The 20,894-nt window shown below is 50.4% G+C and carries 18 protein-coding genes and 1 pseudogene; 15 read left to right on the forward strand and 4 right to left on the reverse strand.

Annotation, left to right across the window (positions count from 1 at the left end; all coding sequences use genetic code 11):
* Positions 1–11: 11 nt before the first annotated feature.
* Entirely contained in the window at positions 12–1,580 is a 1,569-nt protein-coding gene (cydA, locus tag ACHHZ7_RS01540; RefSeq protein WP_008784156.1) for a cytochrome ubiquinol oxidase subunit I, read from the reverse strand.
* A gap of 1,217 nt (positions 1,581–2,797) precedes the next feature.
* On the opposite strand from cydA, the gene glmS reads away from it, so the two are divergent.
* The 8 genes and pseudogenes from glmS (at position 2,798) to glsA (ending at position 11,600) form a co-directional block, all read left to right on the forward strand.
* Positions 2,798–3,247: a methylaspartate mutase subunit S gene (gene glmS / locus ACHHZ7_RS01545; RefSeq protein ID WP_003022963.1), complete on the forward strand. Its 450-nt coding sequence runs from the start codon at positions 2,798–2,800 to the stop codon at positions 3,245–3,247.
* Positions 3,247–4,635: a methylaspartate mutase accessory protein GlmL gene (glmL, locus tag ACHHZ7_RS01550; protein WP_032942739.1), complete on the forward strand. Its 1,389-nt coding sequence runs from the start codon at positions 3,247–3,249 to the stop codon at positions 4,633–4,635. Before glmS ends, glmL begins: the two co-directional genes overlap by 1 nt.
* A gap of 18 nt (positions 4,636–4,653) precedes the next feature.
* Entirely contained in the window at positions 4,654–6,099 is a 1,446-nt protein-coding gene (locus tag ACHHZ7_RS01555; protein WP_003831428.1) for a methylaspartate mutase subunit E, read from the forward strand.
* A complete protein-coding gene (locus ACHHZ7_RS01560; protein WP_032942736.1) occupies positions 6,099–7,340 on the forward strand; it encodes a methylaspartate ammonia-lyase in 1,242 nt (413 codons plus the stop codon). The genes ACHHZ7_RS01555 and ACHHZ7_RS01560 overlap by 1 nt, the downstream gene beginning before the upstream one ends.
* Before the next feature lie 3 nt (positions 7,341–7,343).
* Positions 7,344–8,714, forward strand: a complete 1,371-nt coding sequence (locus tag ACHHZ7_RS01565) for an acyclic terpene utilization AtuA family protein (protein ID WP_003022951.1) — start codon at positions 7,344–7,346, stop codon at positions 8,712–8,714.
* On the forward strand, positions 8,711–9,028 hold the full coding sequence (locus ACHHZ7_RS01570; RefSeq protein ID WP_003831425.1) for a DUF4387 domain-containing protein: 318 nt from the start codon (positions 8,711–8,713) through the stop codon (positions 9,026–9,028). Before ACHHZ7_RS01565 ends, ACHHZ7_RS01570 begins: the two co-directional genes overlap by 4 nt.
* A gap of 169 nt (positions 9,029–9,197) precedes the next feature.
* Positions 9,198–10,479: pseudogene (locus ACHHZ7_RS01575) on the forward strand (dicarboxylate/amino acid:cation symporter); the annotation flags it as partial.
* Positions 10,480–10,598: 119 nt separating this feature from the next.
* Complete coding sequence (glsA, locus tag ACHHZ7_RS01580) at positions 10,599–11,600, forward strand: glutaminase A (RefSeq protein WP_032942734.1); 1,002 nt, start codon at positions 10,599–10,601, stop codon at positions 11,598–11,600.
* Here the strand turns inward: glsA and ACHHZ7_RS01585 are convergent.
* Positions 11,589–11,711 carry a hypothetical protein gene (locus ACHHZ7_RS01585; RefSeq protein ID WP_259471461.1) on the reverse strand — a complete coding sequence of 41 codons (123 nt, stop codon included), beginning with the start codon at positions 11,709–11,711 and terminating at the stop codon, positions 11,589–11,591. The two genes, glsA and ACHHZ7_RS01585, sit on opposite strands and share 12 nt — an antisense overlap.
* On the opposite strand from ACHHZ7_RS01585, the gene ACHHZ7_RS01590 reads away from it, so the two are divergent.
* Complete coding sequence (locus ACHHZ7_RS01590; RefSeq protein ID WP_060682560.1) at positions 11,710–13,362, forward strand: class I fumarate hydratase; 1,653 nt, start codon at positions 11,710–11,712, stop codon at positions 13,360–13,362. The genes ACHHZ7_RS01585 and ACHHZ7_RS01590 overlap by 2 nt on opposite strands.
* A 9-nt stretch (positions 13,363–13,371) precedes the next feature.
* Positions 13,372–13,974 carry a cob(I)yrinic acid a,c-diamide adenosyltransferase gene (gene cobO / locus ACHHZ7_RS01595; protein WP_008784150.1) on the forward strand — a complete coding sequence of 201 codons (603 nt, stop codon included), beginning with the start codon at positions 13,372–13,374 and terminating at the stop codon, positions 13,972–13,974.
* Between the two features lie 82 nt (positions 13,975–14,056).
* On the opposite strand, the gene ACHHZ7_RS01600 is transcribed toward cobO, so the two are convergent.
* Positions 14,057–14,959 carry a LysR substrate-binding domain-containing protein gene (locus ACHHZ7_RS01600; RefSeq protein WP_003022936.1) on the reverse strand — a complete coding sequence of 301 codons (903 nt, stop codon included), beginning with the start codon at positions 14,957–14,959 and terminating at the stop codon, positions 14,057–14,059.
* A 405-nt stretch (positions 14,960–15,364) separates the two neighbouring features.
* Here ACHHZ7_RS01600 and cobA point away from each other — a divergent pair, with 405 nt between their 5' ends.
* Positions 15,365–16,153 (forward strand): uroporphyrinogen-III C-methyltransferase, encoded by a 789-nt coding sequence (gene cobA, locus ACHHZ7_RS01605; RefSeq protein WP_003831416.1) that lies wholly within the window; start codon positions 15,365–15,367, stop codon positions 16,151–16,153.
* On the opposite strand, the gene ACHHZ7_RS01610 is transcribed toward cobA, so the two are convergent.
* Complete coding sequence (locus ACHHZ7_RS01610; RefSeq protein ID WP_060682561.1) at positions 16,132–17,025, reverse strand: PocR ligand-binding domain-containing protein; 894 nt, start codon at positions 17,023–17,025, stop codon at positions 16,132–16,134. The two genes, cobA and ACHHZ7_RS01610, sit on opposite strands and share 22 nt — an antisense overlap.
* 372 nt (positions 17,026–17,397) lie before the next feature.
* Between ACHHZ7_RS01610 and otnK the strand changes: the two genes are divergently transcribed.
* From otnK to ACHHZ7_RS01630, 4 genes are read left to right on the forward strand one after another with little or no spacing between them, the layout of a single operon-like run.
* Positions 17,398–18,654, forward strand: a complete 1,257-nt coding sequence (gene otnK, locus ACHHZ7_RS01615; protein ID WP_220708854.1) for a 3-oxo-tetronate kinase — start codon at positions 17,398–17,400, stop codon at positions 18,652–18,654.
* Positions 18,651–19,295 carry an aldolase gene (locus ACHHZ7_RS01620; protein ID WP_008784146.1) on the forward strand — a complete coding sequence of 215 codons (645 nt, stop codon included), beginning with the start codon at positions 18,651–18,653 and terminating at the stop codon, positions 19,293–19,295. Before otnK ends, ACHHZ7_RS01620 begins: the two co-directional genes overlap by 4 nt.
* 6 nt (positions 19,296–19,301) lie before the next feature.
* Positions 19,302–20,111: a DeoR/GlpR family DNA-binding transcription regulator gene (locus ACHHZ7_RS01625; RefSeq protein ID WP_008784145.1), complete on the forward strand. Its 810-nt coding sequence runs from the start codon at positions 19,302–19,304 to the stop codon at positions 20,109–20,111.
* Positions 20,092–20,868: a hydroxypyruvate isomerase family protein gene (locus tag ACHHZ7_RS01630; RefSeq protein WP_020996542.1), complete on the forward strand. Its 777-nt coding sequence runs from the start codon at positions 20,092–20,094 to the stop codon at positions 20,866–20,868. The genes ACHHZ7_RS01625 and ACHHZ7_RS01630 overlap by 20 nt, the downstream gene beginning before the upstream one ends.
* Positions 20,869–20,894: the final 26 nt, after the last annotated feature.

A 20,894-nucleotide genomic window follows, 5' to 3' on the forward strand; every position in this document is an offset into this window, starting at 1 on the left:
CGACTCCTGTCTTAGCGTGCCGGCTGAGAAGTCACAGTGGACTGCTCGTAGTGATAACGACCGGTTTTCAGGCTACTCGGCCCAAGGCGTGCGAACTTGAACATCAGATACAGTTCAGCCACCAGGAACAGGGTATACAGGCCGCAAATCAACAGCATCGAGAAGATGAGGTCGCCAGCAGTCAGCGAAGAGTTCGCTACGGCTGTTGGTAACACTTCACCAATCGCCCACGGTTGACGACCGTACTCTGCAACAAACCAACCGGATTCAATAGCAATCCACGGCAGAGGAATCGCATACAGCGCGGTGCGCAGCAGCCATTTTTTCTCACCGATACGGTTACGAAGCACAGTCCAGAAGGACACCGCGATAATTGCCAGCATCAGAATGCCGCATGCCACCATGATACGGAAAGCGAAGTACAGCGGCGCAACACGAGGAATAGAATCTTTCGTTGCCTGCTGAATTTGCGCTTCGGTCGCGTCGGTAACTTTGTCCGTATAGCGTTTCAACAGCAGACCATAACCCAGGTCTTTCTTCATGCTGTTGAACTGGTCGCGAACGGCCTGGTCGGTAGTACCAGCACGCAGTTCTTCCAGCAGCTGATACGCTTTCATCCCGTTACGGATACGCTCTTCGTGTTGCACCATCAGGTCTTTCAGACCAATGACCGGTGTATCAACAGAGCGGGTGGCAATGATGCCCAGCGCATAAGGAATCTGAATCGCAAAATGGTTTTCCTGCGCATCCTGGTCCGGAATACCGAACAGCGTGAAGGAAGCCGGTGCAGGCTGAGTTTCCCATTCTGCTTCAATCGCAGCGAGTTTGGTTTTCTGCACGTCGCCCATTTCGTAACCAGATTCATCACCCAGAACGATAACAGACAGAATAGCAGCCATACCAAAGCTGGCAGCGATAGCAAAAGAACGTTTAGCAAACGCGAAGTCACGACCGCGCAGCATATAGTAGGAGCTGATACCCAGAACGAACATCGCGCCACATACATAACCAGATGCCACAGTGTGAACAAATTTCACCTGTGCTACCGGGTTGAGCACCAGTTCAGAGAAGCTCAGCATCTCCATACGCATGGTTTCGAAGTTGAAATCCGCTGCGATTGGGTTCTGCATCCAGCCGTTCGCAACCAGAATCCACAACGCGGACAGGTTAGAACCCAGAGCCACCAGCCAGGTGACACACATATGCTGGACTTTACCCAAACGGTCCCAGCCGAAGAAGAACAGACCTACAAAGGTGGATTCGAGGAAGAAGGCCATCAAACCTTCGATCGCCAGCGGCGCACCGAAAATATCCCCTACATAGTGGGAGTAGTAAGACCAGTTAGTCCCGAACTGGAACTCCATGGTCAGACCGGTAGCCACACCCAGAGCGAAGTTGATACCAAACAACTTGCCCCAGAACTTGGTCATATCTTTATAAATCTGTTTGCCGGAAAGGACGTAGACCGTTTCCATGATGGCCAACAAGAACGCCATACCGAGCGTCAGTGGCACAAACAGGAAGTGGTACATCGCGGTCAAGGCAAACTGTAAGCGCGACAGTTCGACTATATCTAACATCATGACTCCTTGCTCATCGCATGAAGACTCCGAGAGTGAACCCCGTTAGAAAGGGTCACACGCATGCCCCAATACAAATTTATCTGCTTCCTTCCGCCGCTACCCTTTCCTCTCATTTGAAGAAAGGACAATGATGAAAGGTTACAAACATGTTAATAAAACACTCAAATTGATCCCGCAATTATATTACGCCGTAAAATCCTTACAATAAACAGGTTTTTATCGAGACAAATTTGCATTTTTCGATAGTGATCAATTTATAGCTAATTTACCACTTTCAGACCAATTTGATCTGAAGCAATTTACCCTCTTTTGATGCTGTTTTCCAAGTTTTAAACATTGATTTAAATCAATTTTCAAATTTAATGTTAATAGTGTTTAGCACTCACGCTACTAGTGAACGCGATGTTAACAATATGTTTTTCAATGAGTAATTGCCGTTACTACAAATGATAGGATATTTATTTAAATGTACACGATCTTTTAACCAGCCCGGATGACTTAATTGATAGAAGATAAAGAATCACTAATGCTGGGTAGCTCACAGTTTTTTGTTTAGCAAGTCATGGATTTGTTATTTCATACAAATTATTCATTTAAATTTTACTTATAATTAACACCGGGATGTAACTATCTCAACTGGAAGCGAAAACGTTCCACAATGACCGATGCATTGCGTTTGTCGTTCTGCGAGAGAACGCTGACGTTTCGCTTAAATCATCACTGAAAGTTATCATTAACACCCCCTCTTCTCTTATGTGGCAAAGATTAAATATGCCACAAACATTTCCTTATCATTTTTATCCTAAATTTAACAAAAATGAATTGTGACATATAAGATTAAAAAATAAAAAACCGTTATGTCGTTCACAAGTTAATTAGTAATTGGGATTTTTGAAATTATTTAAAACACGTCATAAACGGCGCGCATAACAAAATAAGATTTCGATCACAAACATGGCAAGTCATTTATTACCCAATTCTCTAATAAATTAAAACCAGCTAAGAAAAGATAATCTATCACATTGATTATGAAAGGATTTTATAGATTACAAATATAACAATCATTTTTCTCAGGATATTTTGAAAATAGATCAATTGCTTCCTTTTTCGCTTCCACAGAAACTCCAACCCTATTAAGAGGTTGTCACAATCCATGTTCTAAATATTAGAAAATAATTTCACTTATTGACCATCAGCCCTACAGAGGATTACCCATGAAGAAATCTACACTTGTTATTGGCGTCATCGGTGCTGACTGCCATGCAGTAGGTAATAAAGTTCTGGATCGCGTTTTTACTGCTCATGATTTTCACGTAATCAACCTCGGGGTGATGGTGAGCCAGGATGAATATATTGATGCTGCGATTGAAACAGGCGCCGATGCCATCGTGGTGTCCTCTATCTACGGTCATGGCGACATTGACTGCCTCGGACTACGTGAGCGCTGCATCGAACGCGGCCTTGGCGACATTCTGCTGTACGTCGGCGGCAACCTGGTCGTCGGTAAACATGACTTCGCCGACGTGGAAGTGAAGTTTAAAGAGATGGGCTTTAACCGGGTCTTCGCCCCCAGCCACGATCTGGAAGATGTTTGCGCGCTTATCACTAATGATATTCACCAACACAATGGCCTCGAACAGCGTTGCCTGGAAGAGGCCATCTGATGCAAACAGTTTCTGTCGATATCGGCTCGACATGGACCAAGGCAGCCCTCTTCGCACATGAAGGCGAGGAATTAACCCTGGTAAACCATGTCCTGACCCCAACCACCACACATCATCTGGCAGACGGTTTTTTTGCCAGCCTGAATCAGGTGCTGAATGTTGCCGATGCTCGCCCGTTACTGAAAAGTGGTGAAGTGCAGTTGAAATACTCCTCCTCAGCGAAAGGTGGGCTCGCCGTTGCAGCAATGGGGCTGGTGCCTTCCATTACGCTGGAGTCGGCAAAAGTTACCGCCCATTCGGCAGGAGCGAAAATCGCGCAATATTATTCGTACAAGCTGAACCGTCATGACATCCAGGAGCTGGAATCATCACCGCCAGACATTCTGTTGTTTACCGGCGGGACAGACGGTGGCGAAGAAAGTTACGGCCTGGCGAATGCGCACGCGCTGGCAGGCTCAAAGCTTGATTGCGCCATTATCTACGCCGGAAACCGGGACATTCAGGACGAAATACAAACGATTCTGGGACATAAGGATCTGACCACGGTAGACAACATTCTGCCGGACCTCGATCACCCGAATCCGTTTGCCGCGCGCCAGGCGATTTGCGATGTGTTCTTGTCACGCATCGTCAAAGGCAAAGGTCTGGACGTTATCGTCGGCGAAACAGGCGAAGAGCCTATGCCGACGCCATGGACGGTATATGAGTTAGTCAAAGCCATTAGCGATTACGACAGCGCATGGAAGGAATTCATGCTGATTGATATGGGCGGAGCCACCACGGATGTCTATTCGGCCAGCGCGAATACCCTCTCCCCCGATACCGTCCTGCATGGTGTTCCTGAACCGTTCGTCAAACGTACCGTTGAAGGCGACCTTGGAATGCGCGTTTCCGCCGTTGTGGTGGGAGAAAGCACGCAGGATATGGTGAAAGTCATCTTCGCCCAGCAGCCACAGCGCGAGGAAGCGTTTTACCGCTATCTACGCCACCTGGTTGGGCAACCGGATTACCTGCCACTCAGCGAGGAAGAGAAATATTTCGACACCCTGCTGGCAGGTTTATGCGTGGGCTATGCCGCTGAGCGCCACGCGGGCACTAAAAAGCAGGTTTGCACCTGCGTGGGTAATGTGGATTTACAGATGGGTCGCGATCTCACCACCGTACGCAAAATCGTCGGTTCAGGGGGATGGCTCTCTCGCGCCAGCCAGTTCGATATCCATAACTGGCTCAAATACAGGGAGCTGGACGACCAGGGTAAAAGAATTCTGTTACCGAATCAGTTTGAGTATTACCGCGATTCAAATGGCCTGCTCCCTCTACTGGCAAACGTCGCCAGGCTGTACCCGCAAGCCGCTGCTCGCACCAGCATTCAGTGTTTAACCCTATAAAACTTAAGGCAGCTACGAATGGAACTTCGAAATAAAAAATTGACCCACGACGAATTCATGACCGAAAGGCATCAGGTGTTACAAACCTGGGAAACCGGCAAAGACGTTGAGAACTTCGAAGATGGCGTGAAGTACCAGCAATCAATTCCAGAGAAAAAGCGTTTCTCCCTCGCCCTGCTGAAGGCCGATCAGGAAGGTAAAACTCTGAGCCAGCCGCGCGCAGGTGTGGCATTAATGGATGAGCATATTGCGCTGCTCAAAACATTGCAGGAAGAGTGCGACCTCCTGCCAAGTACTATCGATGCCTATACCCGTCTGAACCGCTATGAAGAAGCCGCTGTCGGGATCCAAAAATCCATCGAAGCAGGTACTTCCAAGCTGAATGGTTTACCGGTCGTCAATCACGGGGTTGCTGCCTGCCGTCGTATGACTGAATCGCTGGATAAACCGATCCAGGTTCGCCACGGTACACCGGATGCGCGTCTGCTGGCAGAAATCGCCATGGCCAGTGGCTTTACCAGCTACGAAGGCGGCGGTATCTCCTACAACATCCCTTACGCCAAACGCGTCACCCTGGAAAAATCTATCCGTGACTGGCAGTACTGCGACCGTCTGATGGGTCTGTACGAAGAGAACGGCATTCGCATCAACCGTGAGCCGTTTGGTCCGCTGACCGGCACGCTGATCCCGCCGTTCATGTCCCACTCAGTCGCGATTATCGAAGGTCTGCTGGCGCTGGAGCAGGGCGTGAAGTCTATTACCGTCGGTTACGGCCAGGTCGGTAGCCTGACACAGGATATCGCTGCTATTCAGGCACTGCGTGAACTGTCCCACGAATACTTCCATAACCATGGCTTCGACGATTACGAGCTGAGCACCGTTTTCCACCAGTGGATGGGCGGATTCCCGGAAGATGAAGCAAAAGCCTTCTCCGTTATCGCCTGGGGCGCAGCGGTTGCCGGTATGTCTGGTGCCACAAAAGTTATTACCAAAAGTCCGCACGAAGCATTCGGTATCCCAACCGCGGCAGCTAACGCCCAGGGTCTGAAAGCGTCACGCCAGATGCTCAACATGGTCAGCGATCAGAAATTCCCGCAGTGCGCTGCCGTGGAGCAGGAAGTTGACCTGATTAAGAGCGAAGTCCGCGCGGTATTGAAGAAAGTCTTCGAACTGGGCAATGGCGACATTGCGCGCGGTACGGTGCTGGCCTTTGAAGCTGGCGTGCTGGATGTGCCTTTCGCTCCTGCCGCCTGTAACGCCGGTAAGATCCTGCCTGTTCGCGATAACACAGGCGCAATCCGTATTCTTGAAGCCGGTGCCGTGCCGCTGCCGAAAGATATTCTCGCCCTGCACCACGACTACGTTGCAGAGCGCGCACATTTCGAAGGTCGCAAGCCTTCTTTCCAGATGGTCATTGATGACATCAACGCCGTATCCCACAGTAAATTAATAGGAAGACCATAATGAAAATTAAACAGGCCCTTTTCACAGCTGGCTACTCCTCATTTTATTTTGACGATCAGCAGGCCATCAAAAACGGCGCCGGTCATGACGGGTTTATCTATACCGGCGATCCGGTAACGCCAGGATTTACGTCTGTTCGTCAGGCGGGTGAATGTGTTTCCGTACAGCTGATTCTGGAAAACGGCGCGGTAGCTGTGGGCGATTGCGCAGCGGTGCAATATTCAGGTGCAGGCGGTCGTGACCCACTGTTCCTGGCTGAAAACTTCATTCCGTTCCTCAACGACCACATCAAGCCGTTACTGGAAGGTCGTGACGTTGATTCGTTCCTGACCAACGCCCGTTTCTTTGACGAACTGCGTATTGACGGCCATCTGCTGCATACCGCCGTACGTTATGGTCTGTCTCAGGCGCTGCTCGACGCGGCGGCACTGGCTACCGGTCGTCTGAAAGCCGAAGTGGTTTGTGATGAATGGCAACTGCCATGTGTCCCGGAAGCCATTCCGTTATTTGGTCAGAGCGGCGACGACCGTTATATCGCCGTCGACAAGATGATCCTCAAAGGTGTGGATGTCCTGCCGCATGCGCTGATCAATAACGTTGAAGAGAAGCTGGGCTTTAAAGGTGAAAAACTGCGTGAGTACGTCCGCTGGTTGTCTAACCGCATCCTGAGCCTGCGCACCAACGATAGCTATCACCCAACGCTGCACATTGATGTCTACGGCACCATCGGTCTGATCTTTGATATGGATCCAGTGCGTTGCGCCGAATACATCGCCAGCCTGGAAGCCGAAGCGCAAGGCCTGCCGCTGTACATTGAAGGCCCGGTTGATGCCGGTAACAAGCCGGATCAGATCCGCATGTTAACCGAGATCACTCAGGAGCTGACTCGTCTGGGTTCCGGCGTGAAAATCGTTGCGGATGAATGGTGTAACACCTATCAGGACATCGTGGACTTCACCGACGCGGGCAGCTGCCACATGGTGCAGATTAAAACCCCGGACCTGGGCGGTATTCACAACATCGTTGATGCAGTGCTGTATTGCAACAAACACGGAATGGAAGCCTATCAGGGCGGTACCTGTAACGAAACGGAAATCAGTGCTCGTACCTGCGTACACGTCGCGCTGGCCGCGCGTCCAATGCGCATGCTGATCAAACCGGGTATGGGTTTCGATGAAGGTCTCAACATCGTGTTTAACGAAATGAACCGCACCATCGCGCTGTTGCAAACTAAGGATTAAGAGATGGCACGCACATTTAAGATCTTATCGCCTACGGCTATCCTGGGTTATGGCTTCCCGGAAGAAAGTTTTCGTAAAGCCATGGAAGAGTCACCGGATCTTATTGCTGTTGACGCAGGTTCCTCCGATCCTGGCCCCCACTACCTGGGGGCAGGTAAACCCTTTACTGACAGGGCCGGAGTGAAACGCGATCTGCGCTATATGATTGTGGCAGGCGTTAAGAACAACATCCCTGTCGTGATCGGCACAGCCGGTGGTTCTGGTGCAGCTCCGCATCTGGAGTGGTGTCGCCAGATAATCCATGAGATCGCGCAGGAAGAAAAACTGTCTTTCTCAATGGCGCTGATTCCGTCTGATGTCGACAAAGAAATCGTTCATCAGGCGCTGGATAACGGCAAAATCACCGCGCTCGATTTTGTGCCTGAACTGACTCACGAGGCCATTGAAGAGAGCACCTACATTGTCGCGCAGATGGGCGTCGAGCCTTTCCAGCGTGCGCTGAAAGCCGGTGCGCAGGTGGTCCTGGGCGGACGTGCCTACGATCCGGCCTGCTTCGCCGCGCTGCCGATTATGCAGGGCTTTGATGAAGGTCTGGCGCTTCATTGCGGTAAGATCCTTGAGTGTGCAGCCATTGCCGCCACCCCTGGTTCCGGCTCAGATTGTGCGATGGGAATCATTGACGATAACGGCTTTACGCTGAAGGCGTTCAATCCCAAGCGTAAGTTCACCGAGACTTCCGCAGCAGCGCACACTCTGTACGAGAAGTCAGATCCGTACTTCCTGCCAGGGCCAGGCGGTGTGCTGAACCTGAAGGCATGCACTTTCACCCAGGTTAACGAGGGTGAAGTGTATGTCAGCGGTTCACGGCATGAAGAAACACCGTATGCGTTGAAACTGGAAGGTGCACGCCAGGTTGGCTTCCGTTGCCTGACCATCGCCGGAACACGTGACCCTATTATGATTGCCGGGATTGACACGATTCTTGAAGAGGTACAGGCAAGCGTTGCACGTAACCTCTCACTGAATGACGACAGTATCCGCATGACGTTCCACCTTTACGGTAAGAACGGTGTGATGGGCAACCATGAGCCGATGAAAACTGCGGGCCATGAACTGGGAATTTTACTGGATGTCGTTGCGCCAACGCAGGATATCGCTAACAGCGTTTGCTCGCTGGTGCGCTCTACCCTGCTGCACTACGGCTATGAAAATCGCATTGCGACTGCGGGCAACCTCGCCTTCCCGTTCTCGCCATCTGATATTCAGAGTGGACCGGTGTATGAGTTCTCGATCTATCACCTGATTGAAGCGAGCGATGCGCTGCGTTTTGATTTCCACATTGAACAGGTGACGCCAGAAGGAGTTCAGGCATGAAACACTCAATTTGTTCACTGGCGCAAGTAATTCGTTCCAAAAACGCCGGACCGTACGAACTGGTTTTAGATATTTTATTTAAAACAAGGGAAGACTATCAGCGGGTAAAAGCCTGCGAGCAATTAACACCGCAGCTTATTGCCGGCTTATATAATGTTGAGCCTGAATTTATTCACAATATCGTCTGGTTCGATCCAGCGAATGCCGTAAAAATCGTCATGCCACGAGATATTATTTCCGGCAACGTCGGTGACAATGATGTTTATGGTGCGCAGCAACACGCTCCATTATTAAGTATTGAGTTCGACTTGTAACAAAAAAACACAATAACAACCATTGGAGCACAGAATTCAGCTGTATCACAGTGCTTCGAATTATTCATGCGGTTGGTCACAACAGGCGTGCGTCTGAGCTGCTGTCCAGGTTCAGGCGCACGCCACCCTACACAATTCCAATTACCAGCCTTTATCCGATGGAGTACACATGAAGAAAATTAGTTTAACGAAGATGATCATATTAGGCCTGATACTCGGCATGATTGCCGGGGTGGCCATAAATAATATGGCCGCGGCTGAAACAGCAAAATCTTATGCAGCAGACATTTCCATTTTCACCACCATATTCTTACGTATGGTGAAAATGATTATCGCTCCATTGGTTATTTCAACTCTGGTTGTAGGTATTGCCAAAATGGGCGATGCCAAAACGCTGGGACGTATATTTTCGAAAACCTTCTTCCTGTTTATTTGCGCCTCTCTGGTGTCAATTGCACTGGGTCTGGTTATCGTTAATATCTTCCAGCCAGGCGCAGGTATCAACTTTGTGCCACATGACGTCGGAGCCGTTGCCGCCGTTAAGTCAGAGCCATTCACGCTGAAAGTATTCATCTCACACGCGGTACCGACCAGTATTGTCGATGCGATGGCGCGTAACGAAATTCTGCAGATCGTCGTGTTCTCAATCTTCCTCGGTTGCAGCCTCGCTGCGATTGGTGAAAAAGCCGATCCTATCGTGAAAGTGCTGGATTCACTGGTGCACGTCATGCTGAAGCTGACGGGTTACGTCATGCTGTTTGCACCACTGACCGTGTTTGCCGCTATTTCAGGTCTGATTGCCGAACGTGGTCTGGGTGTGATGGTTAGCGCCGGGATCTTCATGGGTGAGTTCTACCTGACGCTGGGTATGCTGTGGGCGATCCTCATTGGCCTGTCTACTATGATCGTCGGGCCTTGCATCGCACGGTTAACTAAATCAATCCTCGAACCCGCTCTGCTGGCCTTTACCACTTCAAGCTCTGAAGCCGCCTTCCCGGGTACGCTGGACAAGCTGGAAAAATTCGGTGTTTCGTCAAAAATCGCCAGCTTCGTTCTGCCTATCGGTTATTCCTTTAACCTGGTCGGTTCCATGGCTTACTGCTCATTTGCCACCGTCTTTATTGCCCAGGCGTGCAACATCGAACTGAGCATGGGCGAGCAAATCACCATGCTGTTAATCCTGATGCTGACCTCAAAAGGAATGGCAGGCGTACCGCGCGCATCAATGGTGGTTATCGCTGCAACTCTGAACCAGTTCAACATTCCAGAAGCAGGTCTGATTCTGCTGATGGGTGTCGATCCGTTCCTCGATATGGGTCGTTCCGCCACGAACGTTATGAGTAACGCAATGGGAGCAGCCATTGTCAGCCGTTGGGAAGGTGAACACTTCGGCCAGGGTTGCCGTGGCTCTGCACCAGTGAAGTCCCCGGAGCAGGAACGTCCGGTTACCGAAACGGAAATCGCTTTGTCCTGACAATAGAACAACAACTAATCGTAGGCCGGATGGCGTCGTGAACGCCCTATCCGGCCTACAGGATAGTTTTCCCAACAACACCAACAGGAATGCATAATGAATAAAACAATTCTCGGCGTGAGTCTCTTTTCTTTCAGCGTCTTGTTTAGCGCAACCACATTCGCGCAAACCACGCCCGACTACGCCAAGCTGATAGAACAGGCTCATCAGAAGTACAAAAGTAACAACGATGGAAAAGTCGCCGACTACATCCCTGCTCTGGCGACCTATAGCCCGAAAAATTTTGCCATCACCATTGCGACGGTGGACGGCAAGATCTACCAGGTTGGCGATGTTAACAAACCTTTCCCAATGGAATCCCTGAGTAAAGTGTTCACCATGGCGCTCGCCATGGAGCAGCACGGTCCTCAGGTAGTGCTGGATAAACTTGGCGCCAATGCCACCGGAATGCCATTCAACTCAGGTTTAGCTGTTGAACTGACCAAAGGCGCGCCTGAAAACCCTCTGGTAAACGCCGGGGCCATGAGCACCGTTAGCCTGATCGAAGCCAAAGACAAAACCGATCGTTGGAACAAAATCCTCGACAACCTGAACGTCTGGGCCGATGCCACTCTCACCGTGAACGAACCGGTTTTCAAATCTGAAATGGAAACCAACCAGCACAATCAGGCGCTGGCCAAACTGATGGAATCCTATAACAGCTTCTATGGCAACACTGACGAAGCCGTTGAAATTTATACCCGCCAGTGCTCGGTGGATATCACCGTTGAGCAACTGGCCAAAATGGGTGCCGTGCTCGCGAACAAAGGCAAATCTCCGTTCAACGGTAAACAGTTGCTGAATGAGAAATATGTTCCGCAGGTGCTGGCAGAAATGGCAATTGCCGGGCTTTACGACGGTAGCGGTAAATGGCTGTACACCGTTGGCATCCCGGCGAAAAGCGGCGTCGGCGGCGGCATGGTTGCCGTTGTCCCAGGCGAATATGCGATTGCGGTCTATTCTCCACCGCTTGATGAAGCCGGAAACAGCGTGCGTGCCCAGAAAACTATCGAATATGTCGCCGAAGCGACAAAAGCCAATGTCTTTTTAGCCAAATAACTTTACGCCGAATGGCGCTTCGCTTATCCGGCCTACGATTAACGCATTGGTGTAGGTTGGATAAGCGAAGCGCCATTCGGTAAACAACACGAAGAGGTGAGAAGTAAACATGTCTAAACCATTTGTCTGGCAGGAACTCTTTGTTCAGAGTAAAGATAGTACCGAGTATGAATTACTTAGTAACCAGCACGTTACGGTAACGGAGTTAGACGGAGAGGAAGTGATCAAGGTTGCACCGGAAGCGTTAACCTTGTTAGCACAGCAGGCGTTTTATGAGGCTTCATTTTTCCTGCGCGCCGGACATTTAAAACAGATTGCCAGCATTTTGCACGACCCACAGGCCAGCAGTAACGATAAGTACGTCGCATTGCAGCTGCTGCGCAATGCAGAGGTTTCAGCTAAAGGCGTACTGCCCAACTGCCAGGATACCGGGACGGCAACCATAGTGGCCAGCAAAGGACAACATGTCTGGACCGGCGGCGATGACGCAGAAGCATTAAGCAAAGGCGTGTATTCCACCTTTACCGAAAACAACCTGCGTTACTCGCAAAATGCCCCGCTGGATATGTATACCGAGGTCAATACCCAGACCAACCTGCCCGCACAAATCGATATTAGCGCCACCCCAGGTAACGAATACCGTTTCCTGTTCGTCAATAAAGGTGGCGGCTCAGCTAACAAAGCGGCGCTGTACCAGGAAACCAAATCCATTCTACAGCCGGAAAAACTCACTGCGTTCCTGATCGAAAAAATGAAATCACTGGGTACAGCCGCTTGTCCGCCGTATCACATCGCTTTTGTGGTTGGGGGCTTATCCGCCGACCAGGCGCTGAAAGTCGCCAAACTGGCTTCAACCAAATATTACGATAATCTACCCACCAGCGGGAACGAGCTGGGCCAGGCGTTCCGTGATACGGCGCTGGAAGCCGAGTTGCTCAATGCCAGCCGCGAGTTTGGCATCGGGGCGCAGTTTGGCGGCAAATACTTTGCCCACGATATCCGCGTAATTCGCTTACCGCGCCACGGCGGCTCCTGCCCAATCGCGATGGCCCTCTCCTGCTCTGCCGACCGTAACATTAAGGCCAAAATTAATAAACACGGTATCTGGCTGGAGAAACTCGAGCATAATCCGGGCAAATTCATTCCTGACTCACAGCGAGTAGAAAACGGCGCTCAGACCGTACAACTGGATCTGAACCGTCCGCTGCGTGACATCCTGCATGACCTTTCCGCTCTGCCCATTGGTACACGCCTGTCGTTAAGCGGCCCGATTGTTGTCGCTCGCGATATCGCCCACGCGAACATCAAAGCGCGACTGGATAACGGCGAACCGATGCCGGAATACATGAAAAAGCATATCGTTTACTACGCAGGACCCGCCAAAACCCCGGAAAATCAGGCCTGTGGCTCGATGGGGCCCACCACCGGCGGGCGCATGGATGGGTATGTCGATGCTTTCCAGGCACAAGGCGGCAGCCTCATTATGCTCACCAAGGGTAACCGCAGCCAGCAGGTCACTGATGCCTGTCAGAAACACGGTGGATTTAGCCTCGGCAGCATTGGCGGTGCAGCAGCCCTGTTGGCGCAGCAGTACGTGAAAAGCCTGCAGTGCCTTGAATATCCCGAACTGGGAATGGAAGCTGTATGGATGATGGAAGTTAAAAATATGCCGGCCTTCGTATTAGTGGATGACAAAGGCAATAACTTCTTTAGCCAGTTCGAGCAGCAGCATCGCTGCGCAACTTGTCCGGCAGGGCATTAAGGAGTTTCCATGGAAGCGCGCGCCAATAACGACAGACACCGTCAGCGTCAGCAGAAGCTGAAAGAGCAGGTTGATACCCGCGTAGCGGCGGCAACGGAGAAGAAAGGGATCCTGATTGTCTTCACCGGCAACGGAAAAGGAAAATCCACCGCAGCCTTTGGCACGGCAACGCGCGCAGTGGGTCACGGAAAAACCGTTGGCATCGCGCAGTTTATTAAGGGCCAGTGGGATAATGGCGAGTACAACACGCTGCACCCCCTCGGCGTCGAGTTCCATATTATGGGTACCGGATTTACATGGGAAACCCAAAATCGGCAAGCAGATATCGAGGCGGCAACGGTTGTCTGGCAGGAAAGTAAGCGCATGCTGGCTGATGCGCATTACGATCTAGTGGTGCTGGATGAACTCACCTACATGCTTGCTTACCACTATCTGGATACGCAAGAGGTTATCAGCGCCATCGAAAATCGTCCTGCCGGTCAGAGCGTTATCGTCACAGGACGCGGATGCCATACGCTGTTACTGGAACTGGCCGATACGGTCAGTGAAATTCGCCCGGTCAAACACGCGTTTGACCGCGGTATTCAGGCACAGGTTGGGATCGACTGGTAGCCGTTCTTTTGCCGGATAACGATGCTAACGCGTCTTATCCGGCCTACCCATCGTTGTAGGCCTGATAAGGCGCAAGCCACCTTCAGGCAGCCGATACCACGGACTTACTGAGCAACCAGTTACGGAAAATCTGTAAATGCTCGGATTCCGATTTCTCTTCACGCCACGTCATAATAAATCGATTCCCGGTACGCATTGGAACATCGCAAGGAATGACCATATCACCGCTGTCCAGATCGTGCTGAATGGCAAAACGTGGGAGCAGCGCAACGCCCAGATTAGAGCGGACCGCCGCGATCAGCATCGATAACAAATCAAATCTCGGACCTTTATTCACCAGCGGACTGCTGACATCTGACAGCGCAAACCACTCCTGCCACCCTTTGATGCGCGTGCTTTGATGCAAGAGCGGAAATTCGTTTAGTAATTCGTTCACCGCCAGTTTTCGTTCCGGTTCGGCCAGCAAACAGCGACTGCAAACCGGCAGAATTTCCTCTTCAAACAGGTACTCAACCCCTGACCATGGCGAATAAAAGTCTTCGCGCATGATTGCCGCGTCATACTCTCGATTGAGAAAATCACCAATATTCGCCAGGGAATGAATGTTCACGATAATATCAGGATTAAGTTTGTTAAATTCACGCAGGTTTGGGATCAGCCAGTGCGTGCTGAACGTCGGATTCACCGCCAGCTCAATAACCTGTACCGTCGGCTGCCAGGTCATTATCGTCGTCGTATCTCGTTCAAGTTTATTTAACGTTTCTTTAACGATACTTAAATAGTGTTTGCCGGCCGCATTTAAGAAAATGCGTTTTTTGGCATGATTAAATAGCGCGGTATTGAGAAAATCCTCCAGTGCATTTACCTGGCGGAAAACAGCACTTTGTGTCAAAGCCAGCTCTTCAGCTGCCCGGGTATAACTTTCGTGACGCGCAACAACTTCAAAAGTTACCAGCAACTCCGTCTTGGGTATTTTTCCTCTCATAACCTCTTCCATATGCAGCGTACAAAAATAGTTTAATTTATAAAAAATAATTCAAGCTACCCAGATAAGCACCGAGAGTTATATTTTATTTCATCCATTAATGTCATTGATCCAATCCATGATTTACTCACACTGATGGCGGATAAATATTAACCAATAATACTCAAGAGCAGCAATAAACACAATTTAAATAAGGTTAAACCTAAGCAAATGGTGCCAATAAGTTCTTAATAATTTTTCAAGTCATCTTGTTTATTGCAGAAAAAACTTTGCGAGATTAATCAATATTATCAGTGCGATAATTTTGGATAATTTCACGTTATAACTTACGGGCAAACGACTGCTTTTTATCATTCCTTGATGTGGTTTCTGCCTTTTTTTGAACGATGTGATAAAGGACACAATGTGAAAACTTTCGGAAAGGTCTGGCTCGTTGGGGCAGGTCCCGGTGATATTTCATTACTTACCCTCAAAGCAATGATGTGCATTAAACAGGCTGATGTCATTATTTACGATCGGCTGGTCAATCCTAAAATTTTGGAATGGGCATTACCTGATTGTCTGCTTATCAATGTCGGCAAAAACCCGGGTTTCCATTGTGTACCGCAGGATGAAATCAATGCACTGCTTGTCCAGTATGCCCAAACGCACAATAATATTGTGCGTCTGAAAGGCGGCGATCCGTATGTTTTTGGACGTGGGGCTGAAGAAGTTGAAGATCTAGTCGAGACGGGCATCCCGTTTGAAGTGGTGCCGGGTATTAGCTCAACCATTGGTGGCCTGACCTATGCCGGGATTCCGGTAACACACCGCGATTTCGCCTCGGGATTTCACGTGGTAACCGGTCATACGCGGGAGGGCAACCAACAGCAGGACTGGCGTCAGCTGGCCAAACTGAATGGTACGCTGGTTATCGTCATGGGTATCGCCAATCTGGCGTTTATCTGTGAGGAATTATTGATGGGTGGAAAATCAGCAGATACGCCTGCAGCGCTAATTATGTCCGCCACCCGCGATAACCAACGCCGACTGACCTGTACGCTCGGTTCACTACTGAGCAAGGCGCAGGAAGCTAACATCCTCCCCCCTGCGCTGATAGTGATTGGTGATGTGGTAACCCTGAGCGATCGGCTCTCTTTTATCCCTGAAGCCATCACGCTGCCGGAAAACCTTTACTGCGACAGTCTGGCATGACGAAAAGACTGGGGCGACGTTTGATGCGCCGCCCGGAAAACACGGCAAAAGTAACTGGTTTGTGCGTATTGGAGTTTCCGGGCAATGCTGTCTATTGAATGAACGGGATCGTGCAATAACTCCCCCGCTTTTTGCATTTTTTTCTGATTCACCCAGGTTTTAAAGTTAACGCCCTGCCGTTTCTTAAAAAAACGGCTGAAATAGTTTGCGCTTAAGCAAACGTGAGCTGCTACGGATTCCAGGGATAATTCACTATATAAATTCTCATCAATATAACGCAACGCTGCCAGAAGCTTTTTCTCGTGTCGGGAAGGCTCTGTAAAATAATGACGCATGTAACTGGTCGGCGGGATAACAAACTCATCAGGTTGTTGCTGTTCTGTCTCAAAATTATCAACAATATAATTTAATAAATTAGCTGATGCCACCAGTGTATTATTATCGACTACCGCCACCTGACTCCATTCAGCTTTTATTTTTGGTTCATCCATCCATGAGCATTCATTATCAATAACGATAGTTTTATATTCCTGATATTTTGCCCGCACCTGCCCACAGAGCATAAAACCGTACAGATGCCCCTCGCGAATTAATGGCATAGAAAACAGACTTAGCCCTGCATGGCAGCTGAGTATTCTGGGTTTAAGGTGTTTTAATCCTTCAAAAGCACAATATTTGTCACACTTTTGGCAACTCGTACAATAGCGTTCATCCGCCCGCATTAATGTGCAGAACGAATTAAAGTTATGGCAATCCGAGAGAGTTTTTCCGTTAACATCAACCACAACCGTGGCTAATCCAGTCGCACTGGAGAATACTTTTGCTATCGAGAAAAAACGTTGTAGATAATCATCCTGGATTTTCAACGACACGGTATCCTCCGGCATTAATGAAATTAAAGCCGGTAATATGCAGAATTTAATCAAGAGAAAGAATGATGCTCACCGCAAAAAATAATCTCATTTATGCAGATGATTATGATCAATTGGCAAGAGAGTTAAAGCGACCTCGATAATACTCCGCTGCATACTACTGACTTCGCTTTCTCAAAGATTAACGAATCTTCACACTCTCTTGTGAGGCTCTTTTCGCAACACCAAACATCTTTCTCCATTATTTTCAATAGATTACTCATTTTTACTGTGAATCAATGATGTGCTTATTTGTGATAATCATCATGTGAATGTGAAAGTCCCTCCTGAATAATATGTTCAATTAGCAAACAATCTGAACGGAGTTGATCCATGGCCGTCACCACAGGCGTTATCGCCGACGATTTCACCGGCGCAACGGACATTGCAAGCTTTATGGCGCAGCAGGGGTGGCACGTTGCACTCCTGCCCGGAATGCCTGATACCACTCAATGCTGGAATGAAGAGGTTGACGCTATCGTCATCTCGCTGAAAAGCCGCTCATTACCCGCAGAACAGGCCATCGCACAATCTCTGTCCTGTGCCCGCTGGCTGAAACAAAAGGCAGGTGTCCGCCAGATCTATTTTAAATATTGTTCGACGTTCGACTCCACGCCAACAGGCAATATTGGACCGGTCAGCGATGCGTTGATGAACGACCTGCGTACACCCGTGATCGTCCACTGCCCCGCCCTGCCGCAAAACGGGCGCACGGTGGTGCATGGCCATCTTTTTGTAAACGGCGTACTGCTTAACGAATCCGGGATGGAAAAGCATCCGCTTAATCCTATGACCGATGCCAGCCTGCCACGCCTGCTGAGCGCGCAAACGCCAGGCAAGGTTGGTTGCATCAACCTCACGACGCTGCGTCAAGGTGTGGAAGCGGTCACTGACGCTCTGGCCCAACTTCAGGCTGAAGGTATGCGTCACGTTATCGTCGATACGCTGGATGAAGCAGATCTCACCACGCTGGCGCAGGCACTCCATGCCAGCCCTCTGTTAGCCGGGGGCTCCGGGCTCGGTGGCGCACTGGCCGCCTGCACCGGAACTCAGCAAACCATGCCGCCGGACGCTTTTCCACTACCCGCTAAAACGGTGGTGTTCTCCGGTAGCTGTTCTGCAATGAGTAATCGTCAGGTCAATCGCTATAAGGCCGCAGCAGCCTCTCGTGTACTCGACGTGGCCCGCTGCCTGTCTGATACAGAACGCTACACTGATGAACTGTGTGCCTGGGCGATGACGCATATCAACGACCCATTCGCGCCGATGATATACGCCACCCAGCCGCCAGACGTACTCCAACGCATTCAACAAGAGTACGGCGAACAGACTGCCAGCCAGGCGATCGAACACGCTTTTTCCCGACTGAGCGCAAAGCTACAAGTTGCAGGTGTAAACACCTTTATCGTCGCAGGCGGAGAAACATCCGGCACCGTGGTAGAGGCACTGCAGGTGAAGCGTCTGTCCGTTGGCAAAGCCATTGCGCCTGGCGTGCCGTGGGTATTTTCCTCCGGTCTGGCGCTGGCGCTGAAGTCAGGCAACTTTGGTGACGAAGATTTCTTTTTTACAGCCCAGGAGTACGCATTATGAATCCGGTGAGTGAACACCAACTACGCGAACTACTCGTCCACTATGGCCGTTCCTTGTTTATGCGTGGTTACAGCAGCGGCGGCTCCGGCAACCTCAGCGTCAAATTGCCGGATGGCGGCTATCTGGTGACCCCGACCAACTCCTGCCTGGGTGAGCTTGATCCTGCCACGCTAAGTAGGCTGGATGCCAACGGCGTGCATCTTAGCGGTGACAAACCGTCAAAAGAGGTACCCATGCATCTGGCGTGGTATCGGCATCGGCCATCCTGCGGCGCGGTTGTGCACCTGCATTCTCCATGGCTGACCGCGCTCTCCTGTCTGCCTTGCTCTACGCCAGAAAACTGTCTACCGCCACTAACGCCATACTATGTGATGCGCGTCGGACAGCTACCGCTGCTGCCTTATTTCAAGCCCGGCCATGAAGGCATTGCCAGCGCATTGAGTGAAATCGCGGCAGATCATACGGCTGCGTTGCTGGCCAATCACGGGCCGGTAGTAAGCGGTCGCTCGCTGCGTGAGGCGGTGTTTAACGCCGAGGAACTGGAAGACAGCGCCCGCATCTGGCTGACATTAAAACCGCTCGGCTATGTTCCGCTCTCAGAAGAGGCGGTGGCCGAACTTGAACATTCCCGGCAAGCGTGAGGTGACATGATGATCCCCGAGCAACGACGTGATTTTATCTACCGCTATGTGCACGAAAAGAATGCCGCCTCATTTAATGAACTGGCAGATCTGATGAGCGTGTCGCATATGACCGTGCGTCGCGACATTCAGTTGCTGGAAGAAGAAGGCAAAGTTATTGCCATTAACGGCGGCGTAAAGCTCAATAACCTGCTGAAATCCGAACTGCCGTGGCGGGAAAAAGCCGAGTTGAATCATGACGTGAAGCGTAAGATGGGCCAGCTCGCCGCAATGCTCATTGAGCCCGGACAAACGCTGTATCTGGATGCCGGAACGTCGTTGTTTGAAGTGGCGAAAGCGGTAGCCGCCAGCCACTGTTTCAATCTGACGGTAGTCACCAACGATTTTTCCATCAGCCACTATCTGATGGATATGCCACACATTACGCTCTATCACACCGGCGGTCTGGTGGATCAGCGTAACCGCTCATGTCTTGGCAAAAGCGCCGCCAGTTTTCTGCGCACCATTAATATTGATGTGGCGTTTCTCAGTTCATCGTCGTGGGATACCGAGCGCGGCATGTCGACGCCGAGTGAAGGGAAAGCCTCGGTCAAAGAAGCGGTGCTTACCGTCTCCCGGCGTCGGGTACTGGTCTGTGACAGCAGTAAATTTGGCAAATACGGCATGTTCCACATCTGTGGGCTGGAGCAGTTAACCGACATTATTTCTGATAACCGGTTACCGGAAAATGCGCAGCAGACTATTGTCAGCCAGGGCGTTAAGCTGCATCTGGTTGATGGCCGGGAGGGTGCACGCCATGCTGAAGTTAGCGGCTAACCTCGACTGGTTATTTACTGATTTACCGATAGCGGGTCGATTTCAGGCGGCAAAAGCAGCCGGTTTTCGCGGCGTAGAAGGGCTGTTTCTCTGGCAGCACCCGCTGGAGCATTTGCGGGCCGCTCAGCGGGAAACTTCTCTGCCGGTGGTGCTAATGAACGCCCCGGCTGGCAACTGGGCACAGGGTGAACGGGGACTCGCAGCATTGCCCGGTCGAGACCAGGAATTTCATCACAGCCTGAACGTGGCGCGAGATTACGCCACGGCACTGGGTTGTCGCCGGGTTCACGTTATGTCCGGCTTGCGCTGCAATGACCTGACGCTGCACGCCCAGCGCGACCTCCTGACGAATCGACTGCGCATCGCCTGCGATGTGATGGCAGACGCGGAAATCGATGTACTGATTGAACCATTAAATTCGCAGGATATGCCCGGTTATTTTATTGACAGTTTCCCGCTGGCTGAATCTATCATTCACGAGGTTGGTAAGAAGAATATCGGCTTACAGTTTGATATTTACCACTGTCAGAAAACTCATGGCAACGTGGCGAAAAATATCGAACGCTATTTTACCCTTATTAAACATTTTCAAATCGCTTCTGTTCCTTATCGCCATGAACCGGGAACCGGGGAGTTAAATGAAGCATGGCTATTTAATTTTATAAGAAAAATGAATTACCAGGACTGGATTGGCTGTGAATATCAACCATCAACATCAGGGCCGGAATCATTACGCTGGATAACGCCTTACCTATAATTTTAATATCTCTGTACCGGAGGAAA

Origin of the sequence: Citrobacter freundii complex sp. 2024EL-00216, from assembly GCF_043945515.1 — a bacterium.
Lineage (GTDB): Bacteria > Pseudomonadota > Gammaproteobacteria > Enterobacterales > Enterobacteriaceae > Citrobacter > Citrobacter portucalensis.

What these genes read in the sequence shown, in the direction of transcription:
- ACHHZ7_RS01565 (WP_003022951.1), top strand. Translation starts at nt 7,344, where the DNA reads ATGGCACGCACATTTAAGATCTTATCGCCTACGGCTATCCTGGGTTAT.
- glmL (WP_032942739.1), top strand. Translation starts at nt 3,247, where the DNA reads ATGCAAACAGTTTCTGTCGATATCGGCTCGACATGGACCAAGGCAGCC.
- cydA (WP_008784156.1), bottom strand. Translation starts at nt 1,580, where the DNA reads ATGTTAGATATAGTCGAACTGTCGCGCTTACAGTTTGCCTTGACCGCG.
- ACHHZ7_RS01555 (WP_003831428.1), top strand. Translation starts at nt 4,654, where the DNA reads ATGGAACTTCGAAATAAAAAATTGACCCACGACGAATTCATGACCGAA.
- ACHHZ7_RS01600 (WP_003022936.1), bottom strand. Translation starts at nt 14,959, where the DNA reads ATGAGAGGAAAAATACCCAAGACGGAGTTGCTGGTAACTTTTGAAGTT.
- ACHHZ7_RS01590 (WP_060682560.1), top strand. Translation starts at nt 11,710, where the DNA reads ATGTCTAAACCATTTGTCTGGCAGGAACTCTTTGTTCAGAGTAAAGAT.
- cobO (WP_008784150.1), top strand. Translation starts at nt 13,372, where the DNA reads ATGGAAGCGCGCGCCAATAACGACAGACACCGTCAGCGTCAGCAGAAG.
- ACHHZ7_RS01630 (WP_020996542.1), top strand. Translation starts at nt 20,092, where the DNA reads ATGCTGAAGTTAGCGGCTAACCTCGACTGGTTATTTACTGATTTACCG.
- ACHHZ7_RS01570 (WP_003831425.1), top strand. Translation starts at nt 8,711, where the DNA reads ATGAAACACTCAATTTGTTCACTGGCGCAAGTAATTCGTTCCAAAAAC.
- glsA (WP_032942734.1), top strand. Translation starts at nt 10,599, where the DNA reads ATGAATAAAACAATTCTCGGCGTGAGTCTCTTTTCTTTCAGCGTCTTG.
- ACHHZ7_RS01620 (WP_008784146.1), top strand. Translation starts at nt 18,651, where the DNA reads ATGAATCCGGTGAGTGAACACCAACTACGCGAACTACTCGTCCACTAT.
- ACHHZ7_RS01625 (WP_008784145.1), top strand. Translation starts at nt 19,302, where the DNA reads ATGATGATCCCCGAGCAACGACGTGATTTTATCTACCGCTATGTGCAC.
- otnK (WP_220708854.1), top strand. Translation starts at nt 17,398, where the DNA reads ATGGCCGTCACCACAGGCGTTATCGCCGACGATTTCACCGGCGCAACG.
- ACHHZ7_RS01560 (WP_032942736.1), top strand. Translation starts at nt 6,099, where the DNA reads ATGAAAATTAAACAGGCCCTTTTCACAGCTGGCTACTCCTCATTTTAT.
- glmS (WP_003022963.1), top strand. Translation starts at nt 2,798, where the DNA reads ATGAAGAAATCTACACTTGTTATTGGCGTCATCGGTGCTGACTGCCAT.
- ACHHZ7_RS01585 (WP_259471461.1), bottom strand. Translation starts at nt 11,711, where the DNA reads ATGTTTACTTCTCACCTCTTCGTGTTGTTTACCGAATGGCGCTTCGCT.